The 18,900-nt window shown below is 70.7% G+C and carries 17 protein-coding genes; 10 read left to right on the top strand and 7 right to left on the bottom strand.

Annotation, left to right across the window (positions count from 1 at the left end; translation table 11 throughout):
- Positions 1-27: 27 nt before the first annotated feature.
- The 5 genes from gcvH to IE278_RS29365 all read left to right on the top strand — a co-directional run bounded on the left by gcvH (position 28) and on the right by IE278_RS29365 (position 4,585).
- Complete coding sequence (gcvH, locus tag IE278_RS29345) at positions 28-405, top strand: glycine cleavage system protein GcvH (RefSeq protein ID WP_189776273.1); 378 nt, start codon at positions 28-30, stop codon at positions 403-405.
- A gap of 30 nt (positions 406-435) precedes the next feature.
- The gene (glyA, locus tag IE278_RS29350; RefSeq protein WP_213089752.1) at positions 436-1,698 is read left to right on the top strand and encodes a serine hydroxymethyltransferase; all 1,263 of its coding nucleotides are present in this window, start codon (positions 436-438) and stop codon (positions 1,696-1,698) included.
- Positions 1,699-1,824: 126 nt separating this feature from the next.
- Positions 1,825-3,210, top strand: a complete 1,386-nt coding sequence (locus IE278_RS29355; RefSeq protein WP_189776274.1) for an L-serine ammonia-lyase — start codon at positions 1,825-1,827, stop codon at positions 3,208-3,210.
- 194 nt (positions 3,211-3,404) lie between these two features.
- The gene (locus IE278_RS29360) at positions 3,405-3,962 is read left to right on the top strand and encodes a glycoside hydrolase family 25 protein (protein WP_189776275.1); all 558 of its coding nucleotides are present in this window, start codon (positions 3,405-3,407) and stop codon (positions 3,960-3,962) included.
- Positions 3,963-4,042: 80 nt separating this feature from the next.
- Entirely contained in the window at positions 4,043-4,585 is a 543-nt protein-coding gene (locus tag IE278_RS29365) for an MOSC domain-containing protein (RefSeq protein ID WP_189776276.1), read from the top strand.
- 16 nt (positions 4,586-4,601) lie between these two features.
- Here IE278_RS29365 and IE278_RS29370 read toward each other — a convergent pair whose 3' ends face one another.
- The 7 genes from IE278_RS29370 to IE278_RS29400 form a co-directional block, all read right to left on the bottom strand.
- On the bottom strand, positions 4,602-5,261 hold the full coding sequence (locus tag IE278_RS29370) for an NADPH-dependent F420 reductase (protein WP_189776277.1): 660 nt from the start codon (positions 5,259-5,261) through the stop codon (positions 4,602-4,604).
- 150 nt (positions 5,262-5,411) lie between these two features.
- Positions 5,412-5,624 carry an EF-hand domain-containing protein gene (locus tag IE278_RS29375; protein WP_189776303.1) on the bottom strand — a complete coding sequence of 71 codons (213 nt, stop codon included), beginning with the start codon at positions 5,622-5,624 and terminating at the stop codon, positions 5,412-5,414.
- 109 nt (positions 5,625-5,733) lie between these two features.
- A complete protein-coding gene (locus tag IE278_RS29380; protein ID WP_189776278.1) occupies positions 5,734-6,339 on the bottom strand; it encodes an ADP-ribosyltransferase in 606 nt (201 codons plus the stop codon).
- 100 nt (positions 6,340-6,439) lie between these two features.
- Positions 6,440-6,943: an ATP-binding protein gene (locus IE278_RS29385; RefSeq protein ID WP_107021845.1), complete on the bottom strand. Its 504-nt coding sequence runs from the start codon at positions 6,941-6,943 to the stop codon at positions 6,440-6,442.
- A 303-nt stretch (positions 6,944-7,246) separates the two neighbouring features.
- Positions 7,247-8,014 (bottom strand): enoyl-CoA hydratase/isomerase family protein, encoded by a 768-nt coding sequence (locus IE278_RS29390; protein WP_189776279.1) that lies wholly within the window; start codon positions 8,012-8,014, stop codon positions 7,247-7,249.
- A gap of 136 nt (positions 8,015-8,150) precedes the next feature.
- Entirely contained in the window at positions 8,151-9,395 is a 1,245-nt protein-coding gene (locus tag IE278_RS29395; protein WP_189776280.1) for a L,D-transpeptidase, read from the bottom strand.
- A 179-nt stretch (positions 9,396-9,574) separates the two neighbouring features.
- Positions 9,575-10,807, bottom strand: coding sequence for a L,D-transpeptidase (locus tag IE278_RS29400; protein WP_189776281.1), 1,233 nt, complete (start codon positions 10,805-10,807; stop codon positions 9,575-9,577).
- 231 nt (positions 10,808-11,038) lie between these two features.
- Here IE278_RS29400 and glgX point away from each other — a divergent pair, with 231 nt between their 5' ends.
- The 5 genes from glgX (at position 11,039) to IE278_RS29420 (ending at position 18,886) form a co-directional block, all read left to right on the top strand.
- Positions 11,039-13,366 (top strand): glycogen debranching protein GlgX, encoded by a 2,328-nt coding sequence (glgX, locus tag IE278_RS29405; RefSeq protein WP_189776282.1) that lies wholly within the window; start codon positions 11,039-11,041, stop codon positions 13,364-13,366.
- A 93-nt stretch (positions 13,367-13,459) separates the two neighbouring features.
- Positions 13,460-13,555, top strand: coding sequence for a putative leader peptide (locus IE278_RS43290; protein WP_356545132.1), 96 nt, complete (start codon positions 13,460-13,462; stop codon positions 13,553-13,555).
- A 94-nt stretch (positions 13,556-13,649) separates the two neighbouring features.
- A complete protein-coding gene (locus IE278_RS29410; protein WP_189776283.1) occupies positions 13,650-15,071 on the top strand; it encodes a sulfatase family protein in 1,422 nt (473 codons plus the stop codon).
- Between the two features lie 72 nt (positions 15,072-15,143).
- A complete protein-coding gene (locus IE278_RS29415) occupies positions 15,144-17,012 on the top strand; it encodes an ABC transporter ATP-binding protein (protein ID WP_189776284.1) in 1,869 nt (622 codons plus the stop codon).
- Complete coding sequence (locus IE278_RS29420) at positions 17,009-18,886, top strand: ABC transporter ATP-binding protein (protein WP_189776285.1); 1,878 nt, start codon at positions 17,009-17,011, stop codon at positions 18,884-18,886. Before IE278_RS29415 ends, IE278_RS29420 begins: the two co-directional genes overlap by 4 nt.
- The last annotated feature ends 14 nt before the right edge of the window (positions 18,887-18,900 follow it).

The raw sequence follows: 18,900 nt of genomic DNA on the forward strand, positions 1-18,900 counted from the left end.
TCCCTCGCGTACAGGAGAATTCAGGCCATGAGCAACCCCCAAGAGCTGCGCTACAGCAAGGAGCACGAGTGGCTGTCGGGCGCCGAGGACGGCGTCTCGACGGTCGGCATCACGGAGCACGCGGCCAACGCGCTGGGTGACGTGGTGTACGTCCAGCTCCCCGAGGTCGGTGCCGCGGTGACCGCGGGCGAGACCTGCGGCGAGCTGGAGTCGACCAAGTCGGTGAGCGACCTGTACTCGCCCGTCACCGGTGAGATCACCGAGATCAACCAGGATGTCGTGGACGACCCCGCGCTGGTGAACACCGCTCCCTTCGAGGGTGGCTGGCTCTTCAAGGTACGGGTCGCGGACGAGCCGAAGGACCTGCTCTCCGCCGCCGAGTACACCGAATATTCCGGCTCCTGATTCCGGCTCCTCGCTAAGGACCCCAGACCGATGTCGCTTCTGAACACGCCCCTGCACGAACTCGACCCGGACGTCGCCGCCGCCCTCGACGCCGAGCTGAACCGTCAGCAGTCCACCCTTGAGATGATCGCCTCGGAGAACTTCGCCCCGGTCGCGGTCATGGAGGCCCAGGGCTCGGTCCTCACCAACAAGTACGCCGAGGGCTACCCAGGCCGCCGCTACTACGGCGGCTGCGAGCACGTCGACGTCGCCGAGCAGATCGCGATCGACCGGGTCAAGGAGCTGTTCGGCGCCGAGTACGCCAACGTGCAGCCGCACTCGGGCGCCTCCGCCAACCAGGCCGCGCTCTTCGCGCTGGCCCAGCCCGGTGACACCATCCTGGGCCTCGACCTCGCCCACGGCGGCCACCTGACCCACGGGATGCGGCTGAACTTCTCCGGCAAGCAGTTCGACGTGGTCGCCTACCACGTGGACGACGCCGGCCTGGTCGACATGGCCGAGGTCGAGCGGCTCGCCAAGGAGCACCGCCCCAAGGTGATCATCGCGGGCTGGTCGGCGTACCCCCGCCAGCTGGACTTCGCCGAGTTCCGCCGCATCGCGGACGAGGTCGAGGCGTACCTGTGGGTCGACATGGCGCACTTCGCGGGCCTCGTCGCGGCGGGCCTGCACCCGAACCCGGTGGAGTACGCGGACGTCGTCACCTCCACCACCCACAAGACGCTCGGCGGGCCCCGCGGCGGGATCATCCTCGCCAAGAAGGCCTTCGCGAAGAAGCTGAACTCGTCCGTCTTCCCGGGCTTCCAGGGCGGGCCCCTGGAGCACGTGATCGCGGCCAAGGCGGTCTCCTTCAAGGTCGCGGCCACGGAGGAGTTCAAGGAGCGCCAGCAGCGTACGGTCGAGGGCGCGCGGATCCTCGCCGAGCGGCTGACCGCGGCCGACGCCCGCGAGGCCGGGGTGAACGTGCTCTCCGGCGGCACGGACGTGCACCTGATCCTGGTCGACCTGCGCGAGTCCGAGCTGGACGGCCAGCAGGCCGAGGACCGGCTCCACGAGGTCGGCATCACGGTCAACCGCAACGCCGTCCCGAACGACCCCAGGCCCCCGATGGTCACCTCGGGCCTGCGCATCGGTACGCCGGCGCTCGCCACCCGCGGCTTCACCGCCGAGGACTTCACCGAGGTCGCGGACGTCATCGCCGAGACCCTCAAGCCGGTCTTCGACGCGGCGGCGCTCAAGGCCCGCGTGACCGCCCTGGCCGAAAAGCACCCGCTGTACCCCGGTCTGGGCAAGTAGTCCCGTTTCGCGGGGTACCGCGCACACTGGAAGGTGCGCGGTACCCCGTCAGACGCGTGCCGCACCCGGGCCACACCCCGCCCCACCCCTGCCGTACCCCGCTTCACCCCGCTTTGAGGAGTTCCCGTGGCCATCTCGGTCTTCGACCTGTTCTCGATCGGCATCGGCCCGTCCAGCTCCCACACGGTCGGCCCGATGCGCGCGGCGCGCATGTTCGCGCACCGCCTGCGCAACGAGGACCTGCTGTCCCCCGTGACCGCGGTCCGCGCCGAGTTGTACGGCTCCCTCGGCGCGACCGGCCACGGCCACGGGACCCCCAAGGCGGTGCTGCTCGGCCTGGAGGGCGCCTCGCCCCGCACGGTGGACGTCGAGGGCGCCGACGACCGGGTCGAGAAGATCAGATCCTCGGGCCGCCTCGACCTGCTCGGCGAGCACGAGATCGACTTCTCCTTCGACGACGACCTCGTGCTGCACCGCCGCAAGACACTGCCGTACCACGCGAACGGCATGACCCTGTGGGCGTACGACGCCTCGGGCGCCGAGGTGCTGTCGAAGACGTACTACTCGGTGGGCGGCGGGTTCGTCGTCGACGAGGACGCCGTCGGCGCGGACCGCATCAAGCTGGACGACACGGTCCTGAAGTACCCCTTCCGCACGGGCGACGAACTGCTGCGGCTCACCCAGGAGACGGGCCTGTCCATCTCCGCGCTGATGCTGGAGAACGAGCGGGCCTGGCGCACCGAGGAGGAGATACGCGAGGGGCTCCTCGCCATCTGGCGGGTGATGCAGGCATGCGTCTCGCGCGGCATGTCCCGCGAGGGCATCCTGCCGGGCGGCCTGCGCGTGCGCCGCCGCGCGGCCATGTCGGCCCGCCAACTGCGCGCCGAGGGCGACCCGTTGGCCCACGCCATGGAGTGGATCACCCTGTACGCGATGGCGGTGAACGAGGAGAACGCCGCGGGCGGCCGGGTCGTGACCGCCCCCACCAACGGCGCCGCGGGCATCATCCCGTCGGTCCTGCACTACTACGTGAACTTCGTCGCGGGCGCCTCCGCCACCGAGGCCGAGAAGGAGGACGGCGTCGTACGCTTCCTGCTCGCCGCGGGCGCCATCGGCATGCTCTTCAAGGAGAACGCGTCGATCTCGGGCGCCGAGGTCGGCTGCCAGGGCGAGGTCGGCTCGGCCTGCTCGATGGCGGCGGGCGCGCTGGCGGAGGTGCTCGGCGGATCTCCCGAACAGGTCGAGAACGCCGCCGAGATCGGCATGGAGCACAACCTCGGCCTCACCTGCGACCCGGTCGGCGGCCTCGTCCAGATCCCCTGCATCGAACGCAACGGCATGGCCGCGGTCAAGGCGGTCACGGCGGCGAAGATGGCCATGCGCGGCGACGGCTCCCACAAGGTGTCCCTCGACAAGGTCATCAAGACGATGAAGGAGACGGGCGCGGACATGTCCGTCAAGTACAAGGAGACGGCGCGGGGCGGCCTGGCGGTGAACATCATCGAGTGCTGAGCCCTCGGAACCTGCTCCTCGGGACTGCCCCTTGGGTTCCGCCCCGAGGGGCGCGCGCTCCGGCGCGGCCTTCGGGGCGCTGACGTGCGTGAGGGTAGTACGGGCCAAGTGCGGGCACCACAAAGGAGATTGCCCCCCACAGGCCCCAGGAGGCACACCCGTGTCTCCGGCCACCCAGCACCAAGGAGTCACGCATGTTGCGCGGCATCGACGTAAGCGCCTACCAGTCGTCCTCGTACAGCACCGAGGGCCTGTCTTTCGTCTTCGTCAAGGCCACGGAAGGCCGGACGTACGTCAACCCGAAGCTGAGCGCCCAGACGAAGCGGGCCAGGGACGCCGGCTGCGTGGTGGGTTTCTACCACTTCCTGTGGCCGGGCAACCTCACGGCCCAGGCCGAGTACTTCGCCGGCAAGGCCCCGGAGAAGGCCGGCGACATCCTCGCCGTGGACTGGGAGACGACGGGCGAGGGCACGCACGCCAGCAACGCGGAAAAGGACCGCTTCATCCGCAAGCTGAAGGAACTGCGACCCAACAACCGGGTCATTTTGTACTGCAATCGGAACTTCTGGCTCAATGTGGATACGACCTCGTACGCCGGAGACGGTCTCTGGATCGCCGACTACGTGACGTCGGGCAAGCCCCGCATCCAGGCCAAGTGGCGCTTCCACCAGTACACGGACGACCCGCTGGACAAGAACGTCGCCGATTTCTCCAGCAAGGCCGCCCTGCGCGAATGGGCCGAGGACGCCTGACGGAACGCCCGACGGATGCACTCACTAGGCTCTGTCCTGCGGTTCGACGGCAACCGCGAGGACGAGGGGAGCTGCGCGGTATGGGTGGGAGTGTCGTTGCGGTGAGCAGCAATGGCGTGTACTCGTTCAGCAAGCCGAATCGCGAGAGCATCACGCTGCTCGCGGGGCTCGGGGTCGAGGGTGATGTGCATGCCGGGGTCACCGTGAAGCATCGGTTCCGGATGCGGAAGGATCCCTCGCAGCCGAATCTGCGGCAGGTGCACCTCATCCACGAGGAGCTGTTCGACGAGGTCCGGGACGCCGGGTTCGAGGTCGCGGCCGGGGAGCTTGGGGAGAACGTCACCACCCGGGGCATCGATCTGCTGGGGCTGCCGGTCGGGACCCTGCTGCGGCTCGGGGACGAGGCCGTCGTGGAGGTCACCGGGCTGCGCAATCCCTGTGCGCAGATCGACACCTTCCGGAAGGGGCTGATGAAGCAGGTCGTGGGGCGCGGCGAGGACGGGAAGGTCCTGGTGCGGTCCGGGATCATGGGTGTCGTGGTCACGGGTGGGCCGGTGCGGCCCGGCGACCCCGTCGAGGTCGAACTGCCGGCCGGGCCGCACCTGCCGCTGGAGATCGTCTAGCTGTGGGGCACGGGTCTCATGCGGTGAAGTCGGGCGTACGTTCCCGTGACGCCTCCGCCAGGGCCTTCGTCACTCCGTCGACGCCCTCCCGGAGGCCGTAGACGGGGGTGCCGGGCTGCTGGCGCCAGGAGTCGTCGAGGGTGCCCGAGTCCACGGTGTCGAAGCCGAGTTCTTCGATGAGGGCGCGTACGACCTGCTTCGCACGCGCGTCGTCGGCCGCCACCGGGAGGGCGATGCGGTCGGGGGCGCCGGCCGGGCGGGGGCGGTCCAGGATGTCCTGGGCGTAGGTGCCGTTGAAGGCCTTGACGACCGTGTGGCCGAGGTGCTGGGCCGTCCAGCGGGACTCCGTCAGACCCTCGTCCAGGATCGCGGCGATCCTGCCGTCCCGCTGCGGGTAGTAGTTGCCGGTGTCGATGACGGTGACCCCGTCGGCCGCCTGGTCCAGCAGGCCGGACGGCAGGTCGGGGATCGCCTTGAGGGGGATCGTCACGACGACGACCTCGGCGCCCCGGGGGGCCTCCTCGACGCTGACGGGGGTGGCTCCGGTCTCCTCCGCCAGCGCGGTGAGGGTCTGCGGGCCGCGGGAGTTGGCCACGTACACGTCGTGCCCGAGCGCGGTGAGGCGCCGGGTGAGGTTCCCGCCGATGTTCCCTGCTCCGACGATGCCGATCTTCATGTGGGACTCGCCCTTCGAGGGGTGGGTGACTCCTGCCGGGCTGTACCAACCCGGGCCCGGATCGGGTTATTCCGGACAGCCCCCCGGATGGGCGAACACGACGAAGGGGCGCCCGCCGTGAACCGGTGGGCGCCCCTGTCGTCGCTCAGGTCACCTGTTGACGTGGGCCCAGAACTCGTCGAACGAGAGCAGCTTGTCGCCGTTGAGGTCCTGGGCGCCGATGACGGCCTCGGCCACCGAGTCGGTGACGTTCCAGTCCCCGCCCTGGGCCAGGGCCTTCTTGAACTCGGCGGCGGTGATGTAGCCGTCCCCGTCCACGTCGATGCGCTCGAACGCCTTGCGTGCTTCCTCGATGTCCGCCACCGGACCCGCCCCTTCGTGGTGCTTCACTGACGAGGTCAGATTAACGTTCCGCTCCTGGGCGCGACGCGGCGACCACCCGGGCGAACCCCTCGGTGGGCGCGGGGGCCGGTCAGTGCCAGGGCTCGTAGTGCGGGTTGCTCTCGCAGTCGCTCATGATCTCGGTCTTGGTCTTCTTGTCGACGGGGCAGACGCCGATGATGTACTGCCGCGCGATACCGCCCGGGAAGGCGACCTCGACCTGGTCGGCCCACTTGTGGGTGTCGCCGATGGTCTTGTTGACGTCCACGCCGCCCGGGGCGTCGATGTAGTAGTTGTAGCCGCTCTTCCACCACGTCTTGTAGAGGTCGTGGTCGTAGCTCGTGGAGACGTACGGGGAGGGCTGGTTGACCAGGACGTACTGCTCGATGTCGTACTGGCCGTTGACGACGTCCTTCGGCAGGAAGCCCTGTTCGAAGACGACCGACGGGCCGCGGCCGTCGCTGCGGTAGAGCGTGCCGCAGCCGGTGCGCCAGGCGGGGTCCGGGGTGATGCGGTCGACGTCCACGCGGTGGTCCGCGGCGGCGTGGACGGGGTCTGCGTACTGGGGGCAGGCGGGGGCAGCGGCCGCCGACTTCGTCGGGGGCTGGGTGGGGGGCGTGGCGGCGGAGGTGGTGAGGACTGCCGTCAGGGTGAAGGCGAGGGTGGCGGCGTATCGCTTCCAGCGGGGTGTGATCATGCGAGCACGATCTCGGCGCGGGGTGCTCCGCAAGCGGACCGTCACTCGTACGGCGGCGTGTCCGCGGGCGGGGTTGCCGTGGGGTTTTCCTCGGAAAGCCCTAGCGGTCCGCCACCCGCATCTCGAACCATGTCGTCTTGCCCCGGGGCAGCAGGTCCACCCCCCAGCGGTCGGACAGTTTGTCCACGAGGAACAGGCCCCGGCCGCTGACGTCCATGTCCTGGACCGGCATCAGACAGGGCAACCCCCGTGAGGGATCACGGACCTCGACCCGGATCCACCCCCGCCGGCGCCGCATCCGCAGCCCGAACACCCGCGCCCCGGTATGCCGCACCGCGTTGCCCACGAGTTCCGAGACCAGGAGCACCGCGTCCTCGGTCATCTTCGGGGAGAGCCCCCACTGGCGGAGCACCACGACCTGGGTGAGCCGGCGCGCCGTGGCCGCGGACTCCGGCCGGGACGGCAGCGGCACCTCGGCCTCGGTGGGGTTGCCGAAGAGTTCCAGTGCCTTCAGCGCGTGTTCGTCCTCGACAGCAGGCGACCAGCGCGCCGCGGTCGCACTCCCGTGCCGCCGCGGCTGTTCGATACCCTCCAGCCCCGCCATGCCCCCATCATGACCCCCGAAGGGGCTTCTCCGGGGGTGTTCCGGAGGAATACGCCCCCCGGAACCCATTGTTCCGCATCATCCGATCGACATATGCCGTAGGCATCACAGTGGCCCATACACCCCATCTGACCTGCGCGGACAGGGCCGTTGGGGGCAATCGCCCGAGGCGAGGGGCGAGGACAGCTGAGCCTGCCTCGAAGGGTCGGCCAAACCGCTCCTTCGAGGGAATCTCCACGCGCACGGGTGAGACATCGCGTCAACAGCAAGTGGACCGGGGGCAGTAATCCAACAGCCGCCGCGTCAGCGGAACTTCGCCTTGCCCGGCCCCTCCTCGACGAAGCTCCGCATCCCCGCCTCCCGGTCCTCCGTCGCGAACAGGCCCGCGAACCACGTGCGTTCGACCGCGAGCCCGGTCTCGATGTCCGTCTCCAGACCGACGTCGACGGACTCCTTGGCCGCGCGCAGCGCGAGCGCGGGACCCTGCGCGAGTTTCGCGGCCCACGCGTGCGCCTCGGTGTACACGTCGGCGGCCGGGACGACCCGGTCGACCAGGCCGAGCGTCAGGGCTTCGTCGGCCTTGACCATGCGGCCGGTGAAGATGAGGTCCTTCGCGCGGGAGGGGCCGATCAGCCGGGACAGGCGCTGCGTGCCGCCGGCGCCCGGGATCAGACCGAGGAGGATCTCCGGCTGGCCCAGCTTGGCGTTGTCCGCGGCGATCCTGAAGTCGGCGCACAGCGCCAGTTCGCAGCCGCCGCCCAGCGCGTAACCGGTGACCGCGGCGACGACCGGCTTGGGGATACGGGTCACGGCGGTGAAGGAGTCCTGGAGGGCCCGGGAGCGTACGACCATCGCCGCGTGGTCCATGGCCTGCATCTCCTTGATGTCCGCGCCCGCCGCGAACACCTTCTCGCCGCCGTAGAGGATCACCGCCCGCACGTCCTCGCGGCGGGTGGCCTCCTCGGCGAGTTCCTTGAGCCGGTCCTGGGTGGCGACGTCCAGCGCGTTCATGGGCGGGCGGTCGAGGCGGATCGTGCCGACGCCTTCGGCGACTTCGAGAGTGACGGTCATGGGAGGAGGTTAACGAAGGCTAACGGGAACGGCCCCGGTGTGCTCCGTCACAGAGCACACCGGGGCCGTACAGTCCCTGCGGTGAGAAGTCAGGGGCGGGGGCGCCGTGGTCGACGGCGCCCCCGCCCCGGGGACGTCACGCCTTCCACTTCTCCCACGACATGTTCCAGCCGTTGAGTCCGTTGTCCGGGTCGATGATCCGGTCGTTGGAGTTCTTCACGATCACCACGTCGCCGACGATCGAGCGGTCGAAGAACCACGCGGCCGGGGCACCCCGGTCACCGCCGCCGCGCTGGTCGCGCAGGCCGATGCAGCCGTGGCTGGCGTTGTAGTTGCCGAAGGCGTCGCCGCCCCAGTAGTTGCCGTGGATGAAGGTGCCCGAGTTGGAAAGCCGCATCGCGTCGGGCACGTCCTTGATGTCGTACTCGCCGCCGTAGCCGACCGTCTCGCCGTTCATACGGGTCACCCGGAGGCGCTCGCTGATGACCATCTGGCCGTTCCAGGTCTCGTAACCGGCCTTGCCCGTCGTGACCGGGATGGTCTTGATGACCTTGCCGTCGCGCTTGACGGTCATCTTCTTGGTCTTGACGTCGACGGTGGAGACCTGGCTGCGGCCGATCGTGAACTTCACGGTCTTGGCCTGCTCGCCGTAGACGCCCGGCCTGCCCTCGACGCCGTCGAGGTTCAGGGTGACGGTGACCTTCGTGCCGGACTTCCAGTACTTCTCCGGGCGGAAGTCGAGGCGGTCGTTGCCGAACCAGTGGCCCTCGACGTCGACCGCCGGCTCGGTCTTGATCTTTATCGCCTTCTCGATGTCCTCGGGGTGCGTGATGCCCCGGGTGAAGCGCACCGAGAAGGGCATGCCGACGCCGACCTTGGAACCGTCCTCGGGCGTGAAGATGCCGACGAACGTGTTCTTCGGGGTCAGCGTGGTGAACGCGGACTCCTCGGCGGCCTCACGGCCCGCGGAGTCCTTCGCCACCGCGTGGACCTTGTACTTGGTCGAGGCCGCGAGATGCGCGGCGGGCGTCCAGCTGGTGCCCCCGCCGGTGATCTTCCCCTCGACCGGGTTGCCCTTGGTGTCCTCGACCTTGACCTCGGTCAACTTGCCCTTGGCGGCCGTCACCTTGAGCGCGCCGCTGGTCTTGACGGCGTCGGCGCCGTCCTTCGGCGCTATGGTCACGACCGCCTGCGAGACCTTGGTGTCCGCCTGGCCGGAATCCTTGCCCTTGTCGCCGCCGGACCCGGTGTCCGAGTCCCCGCCTCCTCCGCCGCACGCGGTCACGAGGAGCAGCAGCACCCCCAGCACAAGTGCCAGGGCCCCTTTGCCACTTCGTGTCCGCGCGCCAACCGACGCCCCCGATATCGGTCGCCCGTTCAAGTTCGTTCTCCCCTCGCACGGCCTGTTCAGGCCCGTACTACGGCGCGTCCCGCGCACGCATCGCGCTAATTAATCACACTGCCGGGAGGGATGACCTCCCGGGAATGTCACCGTTCAGTCCCAACTGCTGGAGCCGGGAGCGCGTCCGGGGCCTTACCTGTGCGTACCCCTATGTCGGGCTACTTCACCGCTGAGCCCGCTTTCCAGGCTTTCCAGCCCATGTTCCACCCACCGAGGCCGTTGTCGGGAGCGACCTTCTTGTCATTGCTGCGGACGACCTCGACGACGTCGCCGATGAGGCTGCGGTCGAAGAACCAGCCCGCCGGGGTCGCGGAGCTGCCGCCCTGCACATCGCGCAGTCCCACGCAGCCGTGGCTGACATTGGCCGTGCCGAACACGCCCTTGGCCCAGTAGTTGCCGTGCAGGAAGGTCCCGGAGGAGGTGAGGCGCATCGCGTGCGGGACGTCGGGGATGTCGTACTCGCCCTTGCCGTCGGCCCGTTTGAAGCCGACGGTGGCCCCGTTCATCCGGGTCACCTCCAGCATCTCGGTGACCACCATCTTCCCGTTGTAGGTGGTGTTCCCGGGCGCTCCCGCGGTGATCGGCACCGTGGACAGGAGCTCGCCGTCGCGGGTCACCCGCATGGTGTGGGCCGCCGCGTCGACGACGCTGGTCTGGCTGCGGCCGACCGTGAAGGAGAAGGACTTGTACTGCAGTCCGTACACGCCGGGGGCCGCTTCCACGTCCCGCAGCCGCAGGCCGACGGTGACCTTGGTGCCGGGCTTCCAGTAGGTCTCGGGCCGGAAGTCGAGGCGGTCCGCGCCGAACCAGTGCGGGGCGATCTCCGTCTTCGGTACGGAGGTCACGCGGATCGCGCGCTCCACGGCCGCCCGGTTCTCGATCTCGCGGTTGAACTCCAGGGACACGATCATGCCGGTGCCCACCGTGGAGCGGTTCTCCGGCATGACGTAGCCGATGAACCGCTCGTCGGGGACGTACGTCGTGAACGTCACGTGCCGTGCCACCCGCCGGCCGTGGGCGTCGAGCGCGACCGCGTCCACCGTGTACTTGGCGGCCAGCGCGAGCTTGGGGTCGTCGGGCCGCCAGGTCGCGCCGTCCGGGCCGATCGTGCCGGGCACCGGGAACTCCTGGGCGTCCTGGGACCTGACGACCTTCACGGACTCCAGCCGTCCGGCCGGCACCCGTACCTTCAGGCCCTCCTCGGGCTGTACGGCCTTCCTCCCGTCGTCCGGGGAGACCCGGATCGCCTCCTCGGGCGAGCGGGGTTTGCCGAGCATCTCGTCCACCCCGTGCGAGGTGCATCCCGCGGCCGCGGCCAGCAGGCCCGCCCATGTCAGTACGGCGGCCAGCGCGGCCCCTGCGCGCCCCGCGCGCGTCTGTGCGTGCATCACGTGGGACCCAACGACGGAGCGTGCCCCGGGGAAGTGGGTCCGTTCGGCGGGTGCGGGGCGGCGCGCGGCGCGCCTCGCTTTCCGTGCCCCTGTTCGGCCTCCGCCTCAGGAAACGTGAGTGCGAGCCCGGCTCTGGGCAGAACAGGGGGGAGGACGACGCGACAGGAGACCGCGGCCGGGACGCCGCGGTCCTCCTCGTGCCGCTCCGACCGAGCCGCGGGAGGGCCCAGGGTGTCGAGCGCAGCCGAGCAGGAGGCAGTGCGGGAGGCCGCGCGGGAGGGGCGTGCCCTCGGCGGGGGATTGCCCGCGCAGGCGGCCCCCACGGTGAACGGCACGGCGCGCGCGGCGCCGGGCGTCGCCGTGTGGCCGGGTGCGCCGACCCCGCTCGGGGCGCGCTACCGGACGGGGCCCGACGGGGTCTCGGGCACCAACTTCGCGTTGTGGGCGGGCGGGGCCGAGTCGGTCGAGCTGTGTCTTTTCGGCACGCCCGACGACGGGGGCGGCCGGGGAACGCGGGAGGGCGACGGCGTCGAGGTCCGGGTGCCGCTGACCGAGCTGACCCATGAGATCTGGCACGGTTTCGTGCCCGGGGTGCGGCCCGGACAGCGGTACGGCTTCCGGGTGCACGGCCGCTGGGACCCATGGACCGGCGCCCGCTGGAACCCCGCGAAGCTGCTCCTGGACCCGTACGCCCGTGCCGTGGACGGCGGTGGACGCGACGAGTTCGGGAGTCTGCCGCCCGAGGTGTACGGGCATGTGCGCGACTGGCCGCAGCAGCACGTCGCGGACACCGTGCGCGACGACCGGGACTCGGCGCCGTACGTCCCCAAGGGGGTGGTCGTCCACGACGACACCCCCGGTGACGAGTGGGCGGACGACCGGCGCCCGAAGACGCCCTGGGCGGACTCCGTCATCTACGAGCTGCACGTCAAGGGCTTCACCAAGCTGCACCCGGGGATCCCCGAGGAACTGCGGGGCACGTACGCCGGGCTGGCGCATCCGGCGGCGATCGAGCACCTGGTGGCGCTCGGCGTGACGGCCGTGGAGCTGCTGCCGGTGCACCAGTTCGCGCACGAGGACCATCTGCTGCGCCGGGACATGAAGAACTACTGGGGCTACAACTCGATCGGCTACTTCGCCCCGCACGCCGGATACGCGGCCGCCGGGACCAACGGCCAGCAGGTCGGCGAGTTCAAGCGCATGGTGCGCGCGCTGCACGCCGCCGGGATAGAAGTCATCCTCGACGTGGTCTACAACCACACCGCCGAGGCGAGCGAGCTGGGGCCGACGCTGTCGCTGCGCGGGATCGACAACCGCGGCTACTACCGGCTGCAGGACGACGCCCGGCGGTACGCGGACTACACGGGCTGCGGCAACACCCTGCACGTCGTCCAGCCGCACGTGCTGCGCCTGATCACGGACTCGCTGCGCTACTGGGTGACGGAGATGGGCGTCGACGGCTTCCGCTTCGACCTCGCTGCGGCGCTCGCCCGGTCCATGCACGACGTCGACATGCTGTCCCCGTTCCTGGCCGTCATCGCGCAGGACCCGGTGCTGCGCCGCGTGAAACTGATCGCCGAGCCGTGGGACGTCGGCTCCGGCGGCTACCAGGTGGGCGCCTTCCCCCCGCTGTGGACGGAGTGGAACGACCGCTACCGCAATGCCGTACGGGACTTCTGGCGGGGTGCGCTGCCGGACGTACGGGATCTCGGGTACCGGCTGTCGGGGTCGAGCGACCTGTACGCGTGGGGCGGGCGGCGGCCGTACGCCTCGGTGAACTTCGTGACCGCCCACGACGGTTTCACCCTGCGGGACATGGTGTCGTACGAGCGCAAGCACAACGAGGCCAACGGCGAGGGGAACCGGGACGGCACGGACGACAACCGGGCCTGGAACTGCGGGACCGAGGGAGAGACCGAGGACGCCCGGATCCGTGCTCTGCGGCGCCGCCAGCTGCGTAACCTGCTGACCACGCTGCTGCTCTCCACGGGCGTCCCGATGCTGGTCGCGGGCGACGAACTGGGGCGCACCCAGGGCGGCAACAACAACGCGTACTGCCAGGACAACGAGATCAGCTGGCTCGACTGGAGCCTGCTGGACGACCCCGGCTGGCGGGCCCTGTTCGACCTGACGTCCCGGCTGATCGCCCTGCGCCACGCACATCCCGTGCTGCGGCGGCGCGCCTTCTTCTCCGGGCGCGCCCATTCGGCCGACGGGCTGCGGGACCTGGCGTGGTTCACCGCGCACGGCACGGAGATGACGGAACGGGACTGGTACGCGCCCGCCGGCACCCTCGGCATGTTCCTGTCCGGGCGGGACATCCCGGGGCGGGACGCGCGGGGCGCGCCCGTGACGGACGACAGCTTCCTCGCGGTGCTGCACGCGGGCGACAGACCCGCGGCCTTCGCCCTGCCGGGGCCGCCGTGGGCCCGGTCGTACGAGGTCGTCGTCGACACGTCGCGGGAGGAGCAGTCGGCCGCGCCCGCGGTGGCGCACCGGGCGGGCACGACGATCACCGTGCCGGCGCGGGCGGTGCTGCTGTTGCGGGTGGCGGACTGAGCGGGCGCCCTCCACAGGCGGGGCACAGGGTGGCTTCCGCGATCCGGACACGTCCTTGACGTCCCAGGTGCCTCACTGGGAACGTCCCTTGTCATGAGGCCGACCGCTGATCACCCGTGCGCGTGTGTCGCGCTCGTGGAGCGGCGCCATGTCGATCTGTGCCGGCAGTCCAGCGCCATCTGTCGCTGAGCCCGTGTCCGCCCCGCGCTCGTAGCTGACCTCTGCCTTCTGGGCTTCCCCTTTCGCGTCCCGGTCCGGGCCGCCACACATCCGAGGATCCCGTATGCCTGAAATATCCCGTCGTACCTTCGGTGGGCTCGTCGGCGGTGGTGCGGTGACCGCCGTCGCCACCACCGCCGCCACGGCCACCGATGCCGCCGCGGTCCCCGCCGAACAGCCGTTCAGGGCCCGGCCCTCCGGCGCCGCGGCCGGCCGGCGCCCCAACATCCTGGTCATCCTCGGTGACGACCTCGGCTGGGCCGACCTCTCCTCGTACGGCGCCCCGCACATCAGGACGCCCCACCTGGACCGGCTCGCCCGGCAGGGGGTGCGGTTCACCGACGCGTACTCCGGGTCCGCGACCTGCTCGCCGACCCGGTTCAGCCTCTACACCGGGCGCTACCCGGGCCGTACGCCCGGCGGGCTCGCCGAGCCGATCGCGAACAAGGCGCAGGGGCTCGACCCGAACCACCCCACCCTCGCCTCCCTGCTGAAGAAAGCGGGCTACTCCAACGCGCTGATCGGCAAGTGGCACTGCGGCTGGCTGCCCGACCACAGCCCCACCAAGTCCGGCTGGGACGAGTTCTTCGGCAACTTCGGCGGTGTACTGGAGTACTTCTCCAAGCTCGGGCAGCTCGGCGACTACGACCTCTACGAGGGCGACGCCCAGTACAAGGACCTGCGCTACTACACCGAGGTGCTCACCGAGCGGGCGGTGGAGTACGTCGGGCGCGACCACGACAAACCCTGGCTGCTGAACCTCAACTTCACCACCCCGCACTGGCCCTGGCTCGCCGAGGACGACGCGGAGACCGGCGCCGAGATCGCCGCGAAGATCAGGACGGCCAAGAACCAGGGGGAGGTCTCCCGGGCGCTCAACCACTTCGACGGCGGCTCGGTCGAGAAGTACACGCAGATGGTGGAGAGCCTGGACGCGGCCGTCGGCGAAGTGCTCACAGCGCTGCGGCGCTCGGGGCAGGAGGAGAACACGCTGGTGCTGTTCGCCAGCGACAACGGCGGCGAGCGCTACTCCTACAACTGGCCGCTCAGCGGGGAGAAGTTCGTGCTCCTCGAAGGCGGTATCCGGGTGCCGACGATCGTGCGCTGGCCGGCCCGCATCGACGGCCGCCAGGTCAGCCACGAGCCCAACTTCTCCCCCGACTGGACCGCGACCCTGCTGGAGGTGGGCGGCGCCCGGCCCGACCCGGCGTACCCGCTGGACGGCACCAGCCTCGCCGGATACCTGCTGAAGGGCGAGGAGCCGCCGGAGCGCGACCTGTTCTGGCGGGTACGGGCCAACCGGGCGCTGCGGCGCGGCGACTGGAAGTACTACCGGGACGAGAGCGGCCAGGACCATCTCTACAACCTCGCCGCCGACTCCCGCGAACAGGCCGATCTGGCTTCGGACCGGCCGGAGCTGCTCGCCGAGCTGAAGGCGGCCTGGGAGAGGACGGCGGCGACCCTGCTCCCGTACCCGACCGCCTAGGACGGCTCCCGGCCCCCGGACCGGCCAAAACTCGCTGGGTGTTGTCAGTGCCGAAACGTAGGCTCGCTGCTGATGCCAACCACACCTGCGCCCGCCGCCGCCGAGGGAACCGATGGGACCGAGCCCGCCGAGAGCCGTTCCGCCGTACGCAGCCTGCTGCGGCTGTGGCCTTACGTGCGGCCCGTGCGCGCACGGCTGGCCGCGGCGGCCGTCGTCGCGGTGGTCGCCTCCTGTACGGGGCTGGTGATCCCGCTCGTCCTGAAGTGGATCGTGGACGGGCCGGTGGCCGACCGGAGCACGGGCGGGGTGTGGCTCGGCGCGCTGTACCTGCTGCTGCTCGGGGTCGCGGAGGCGGTGCTCTTCGGACTCCGGCGGTGGCTGGTCGCCCGGCCGCTCGCCGGGGTCGAGGCGGCGATGCGGGCCGATCTGTACCGGCATCTGCAGCGGCTGCCCATCGCCTTCCACGACCGCTGGCCGTCGGGGCAGTTGTTGTCCCGGGGCACGACGGATCTGATGCTGCTGCGGATGTTCCTGGCGTTCCCGCTGACGTTCCTGCTGGTCAACTCGGTGACGATCCTCGTGGGCGTCCTGATCATGCTGGCCCAGGACTGGACGCTCGGACTCGTGCTGCTCGCGCCCGCCCTGCCCGTGATGGTCGTCTGCTGGCTCTTCGAGAAGCGGTACTCGCGGGTCGCGCGGCAGGCACAGGACCAGGTCGGCGATCTGACGACGCTCGTCGAGGAGAGCGTGCTCGGCATCCGGATCATCAAGGGGTTCGGCCGCCATCGCAGCCAGGCCCTCGCGTTCCGGGAGCTCTCCCGGACACTGCGCGGCACGGAGCTGGCCAAGGCGCGCCTGCTCGCCGGTATCTTCGCCGCCATCACGACCCTGCCCGAACTCGCCATCGGCGCGGCCCTGGTGCTGGGCACGGTGCAGGTGGCCGACGGTTCCCTGTCGGCCGGCACACTCGTCGCGTTCCTGTCCACGGCCCTCGCCCTGCGCTGGCCCGTCGAGTCGATCGGCTTCCTGCTGGCCATGAGCCAGGAGGCGGCGACGGCCACGGAACGGTACTTCGAAGTCATGGACGCGACACCGGAGTCGGACGCCATGCCGGAATCGGACGCCGCACCGGAGTCGGGCGCGGCGCGTGCCGAAGTGCTCCCGGGCGGCCCTGAGTCCACGACCGGCGGGCTCCGGTTCGAAGGGGTGCGGTTCCGGTATCCCGACGCGGAGAGCGGCAGCGTTCCCGTGCTCGACCGGATCGATCTGCACATACGCCACGGCGAGACCATGGCCCTCGTGGGCGGTACGGGCTCCGGCAAGACCACGCTGACCGCGCTCGTCCCCCGGCTGCACGAGGTCACCGCGGGCCGGATCACGCTGGACGGCGCGGACATCACCGCGATGCCCCGGGACGAGCTGCGCGCCCTGGTCGCGGTCGCCTTCGAGGAGCCCACCCTCTTCTCCGCGGGTGTCGGCGAGAACGTCCTGATGGGCGCCCCGGACACCGCGGGCGAGGCCGACCTGGCCCGCGCCCTGGCCGTCGCGCAGGCGGACTTCGTCCACGCGCTGCCGCACGGGACGGACACCGAGGTCGGCGAGCAGGGCCTCAGCCTCTCCGGCGGCCAGCGCCAGCGCCTGGCCCTGGCGCGCGCGGTCGTCGGCAACCCCCGCTTCCTCGTCCTGGACGACCCGCTCTCCGCCCTGGACGTCCACACGGAGGCCCTGGTCGAGGCGGCCCTGCGCCGCGTCCTCGCCGGGACGACCGCCCTGGTCGTGGCCCACCGCCCGTCCACGGTCCTGCTCGCCGACCGCGTCGCCCTGCTCTCCGGGGGCCGGATCACCGCCGTCGGCACCCACCACGAACTGCTGCGTACGAGCGCGGAGTACGCCTGGCTGATGTCGGGAAGGACAGAGAAGACCGAAAGGGAGAACCGATGACGGCGCCCACGACCACCGCGCCGGCAGACGGCGGCAAGGACCGGTCGGCGGCCCCGCCGCCCCAGGACGGCGACCCCTTCGACCGCGACGCCCTGCCCGCTCCCCCGCGCGCCACGGCCGCCCTCCTGCGCTCCCTGCTCGCGCCGATGAAGGGCCGCGTCGTCCTCGCGGCGGTCCTCCTGCTGCTCCAGCAGGCGGCGGTGCAGGCGGGCCCGATGCTCGTGGCGTACGCGATCGACCGTGCCGTACCGGCCTTCCGCGCCGACGACAACGGCCCGCTGATCGCGGTGGCCGCCGCGTACGCGCTGTGCTCGGTGGCGGCCGGCGCCCTCCAGTGGGGCTTCGTCCTCACCTCGGCCCGTGTCAACCAGGACGTCCTGCTGGACCTGCGCGGCAGGATCTTCCGGCACGCGCAGGCGCTCAGCGTCGACTTCCACGAGCGCTACACCTCGGGCCGGCTCATCTCCCGCTCCACGACGGACGTCGAGTCGCTGCGCGAACTGCTCAGCGAGGGCCTCCAGGAGCTCATCACCGTCATCCTGTCCTTCGTCTACATCTCCGCGATGCTGCTCTGGCTGGACCTGGGCCTCGGCGCGGTCGCCGTCGCCTCGTTCATGCCGCTGTACCTGCTCATCCGGCTCTACCGGCACCGCGCCGGGCGGATCTTCGCCGTCCGCTCGACCGCCATCGCCGCGGTCATCGTGAAGTTCGCGGAGACGATGAACGGCATCAGGCCCGTGCGCGCCTTCCGCCGCGAGGCCGTCAACGACTCGGCCTTCCACGCGCTCAACAGCCGTCACGAGCGCGTCAACGGCGACGCCATCCTGGAGATGGCCCGCTATGTCGTCGGCTCCCGCCTGGTCGCCAACACGGCGGTCGCGGGGATCGTGCTGTGGGGCGCGTACCGGGTGGCGTCCGGTTCCCTCGCGCTGGGCGTGCTGGCGGCGGCGGTGCTCTATCTGCGGCGCCTGTACGACCCGATCGACCGGCTCGGCATGTTCCTCAACTCGTACCAGTCGGCGGCGGCCTCGATGGAGAAGATCGCGGGGCTGCTGGCCCAGGTGCCCTCGGTGCCGGAGCCCGAGCGGCCCCGTGCGCTGCCCGCTCCCGCCTCCGAACTGCCGGGCCGGGAGGTCGTGTTCGACGACGTGCGGTTCGCGTACCGGACGGGCGGCGAGGTGCTGCCCTCTTTCTCGCTGACGCTGCCGGCGGGCCAGACCGTCGCCGTGGTCGGCTCCACGGGCGCGGGCAAGTCGACGCTCGCCAAGCTCCTGGCCCGTTTCTACGACCCCACGACGGGCCGCGTCCTCCTCGACGGCGTGGACCTGCGCGAGCTGTCGGTGCCCGAACTGCGGCGCGGGGTGGTGATGGTGACGCAGGAGGCCTTCCTGTTCTCCGGCACGGTCGCCGAGAACATCGCCATCGGCCGCCCCGACGCCTCCCGCGAGGACATCGAGCGGGCCGCGAAGGCCATCGGCGCCCATGACTTCATCAGCTCCCTGCCGGACGGCTACGACACGGACGTACGCAAGAGGGGCGGGCGCATCTCGGCCGGTCAGCGCCAACTGGTCGCGTTCGCGCGGGCGTTGCTGGCCGACCCGGCGGTCCTGATCCTCGACGAGGCCACCAGTTCGCTGGACGTGCCGGGCGAACGGGCCGTCCAGCGGGCCATGCACACGGTCCTGCGCGGCCGTACGGCGGTGGTCATCGCCCACCGGCTGTCGACGGTCGAGATCGCCGACCGGGTCCTCGTCATGGAGCACGGCCGCATCGTCGAGGACGGCAGCCCCGACCGGCTGATCACGGACACGGGCCGGTTCGCGGACCTGCACCAGGCCTGGCGGGACAGCCTCGTGCAGGGACACGCCGAGTGACCCTGAAACGGGTC

The organism is Streptomyces tauricus (genome assembly GCF_014650955.1).
In the GTDB taxonomy this organism is placed as follows: domain Bacteria; phylum Actinomycetota; class Actinomycetes; order Streptomycetales; family Streptomycetaceae; genus Streptomyces; species Streptomyces tauricus.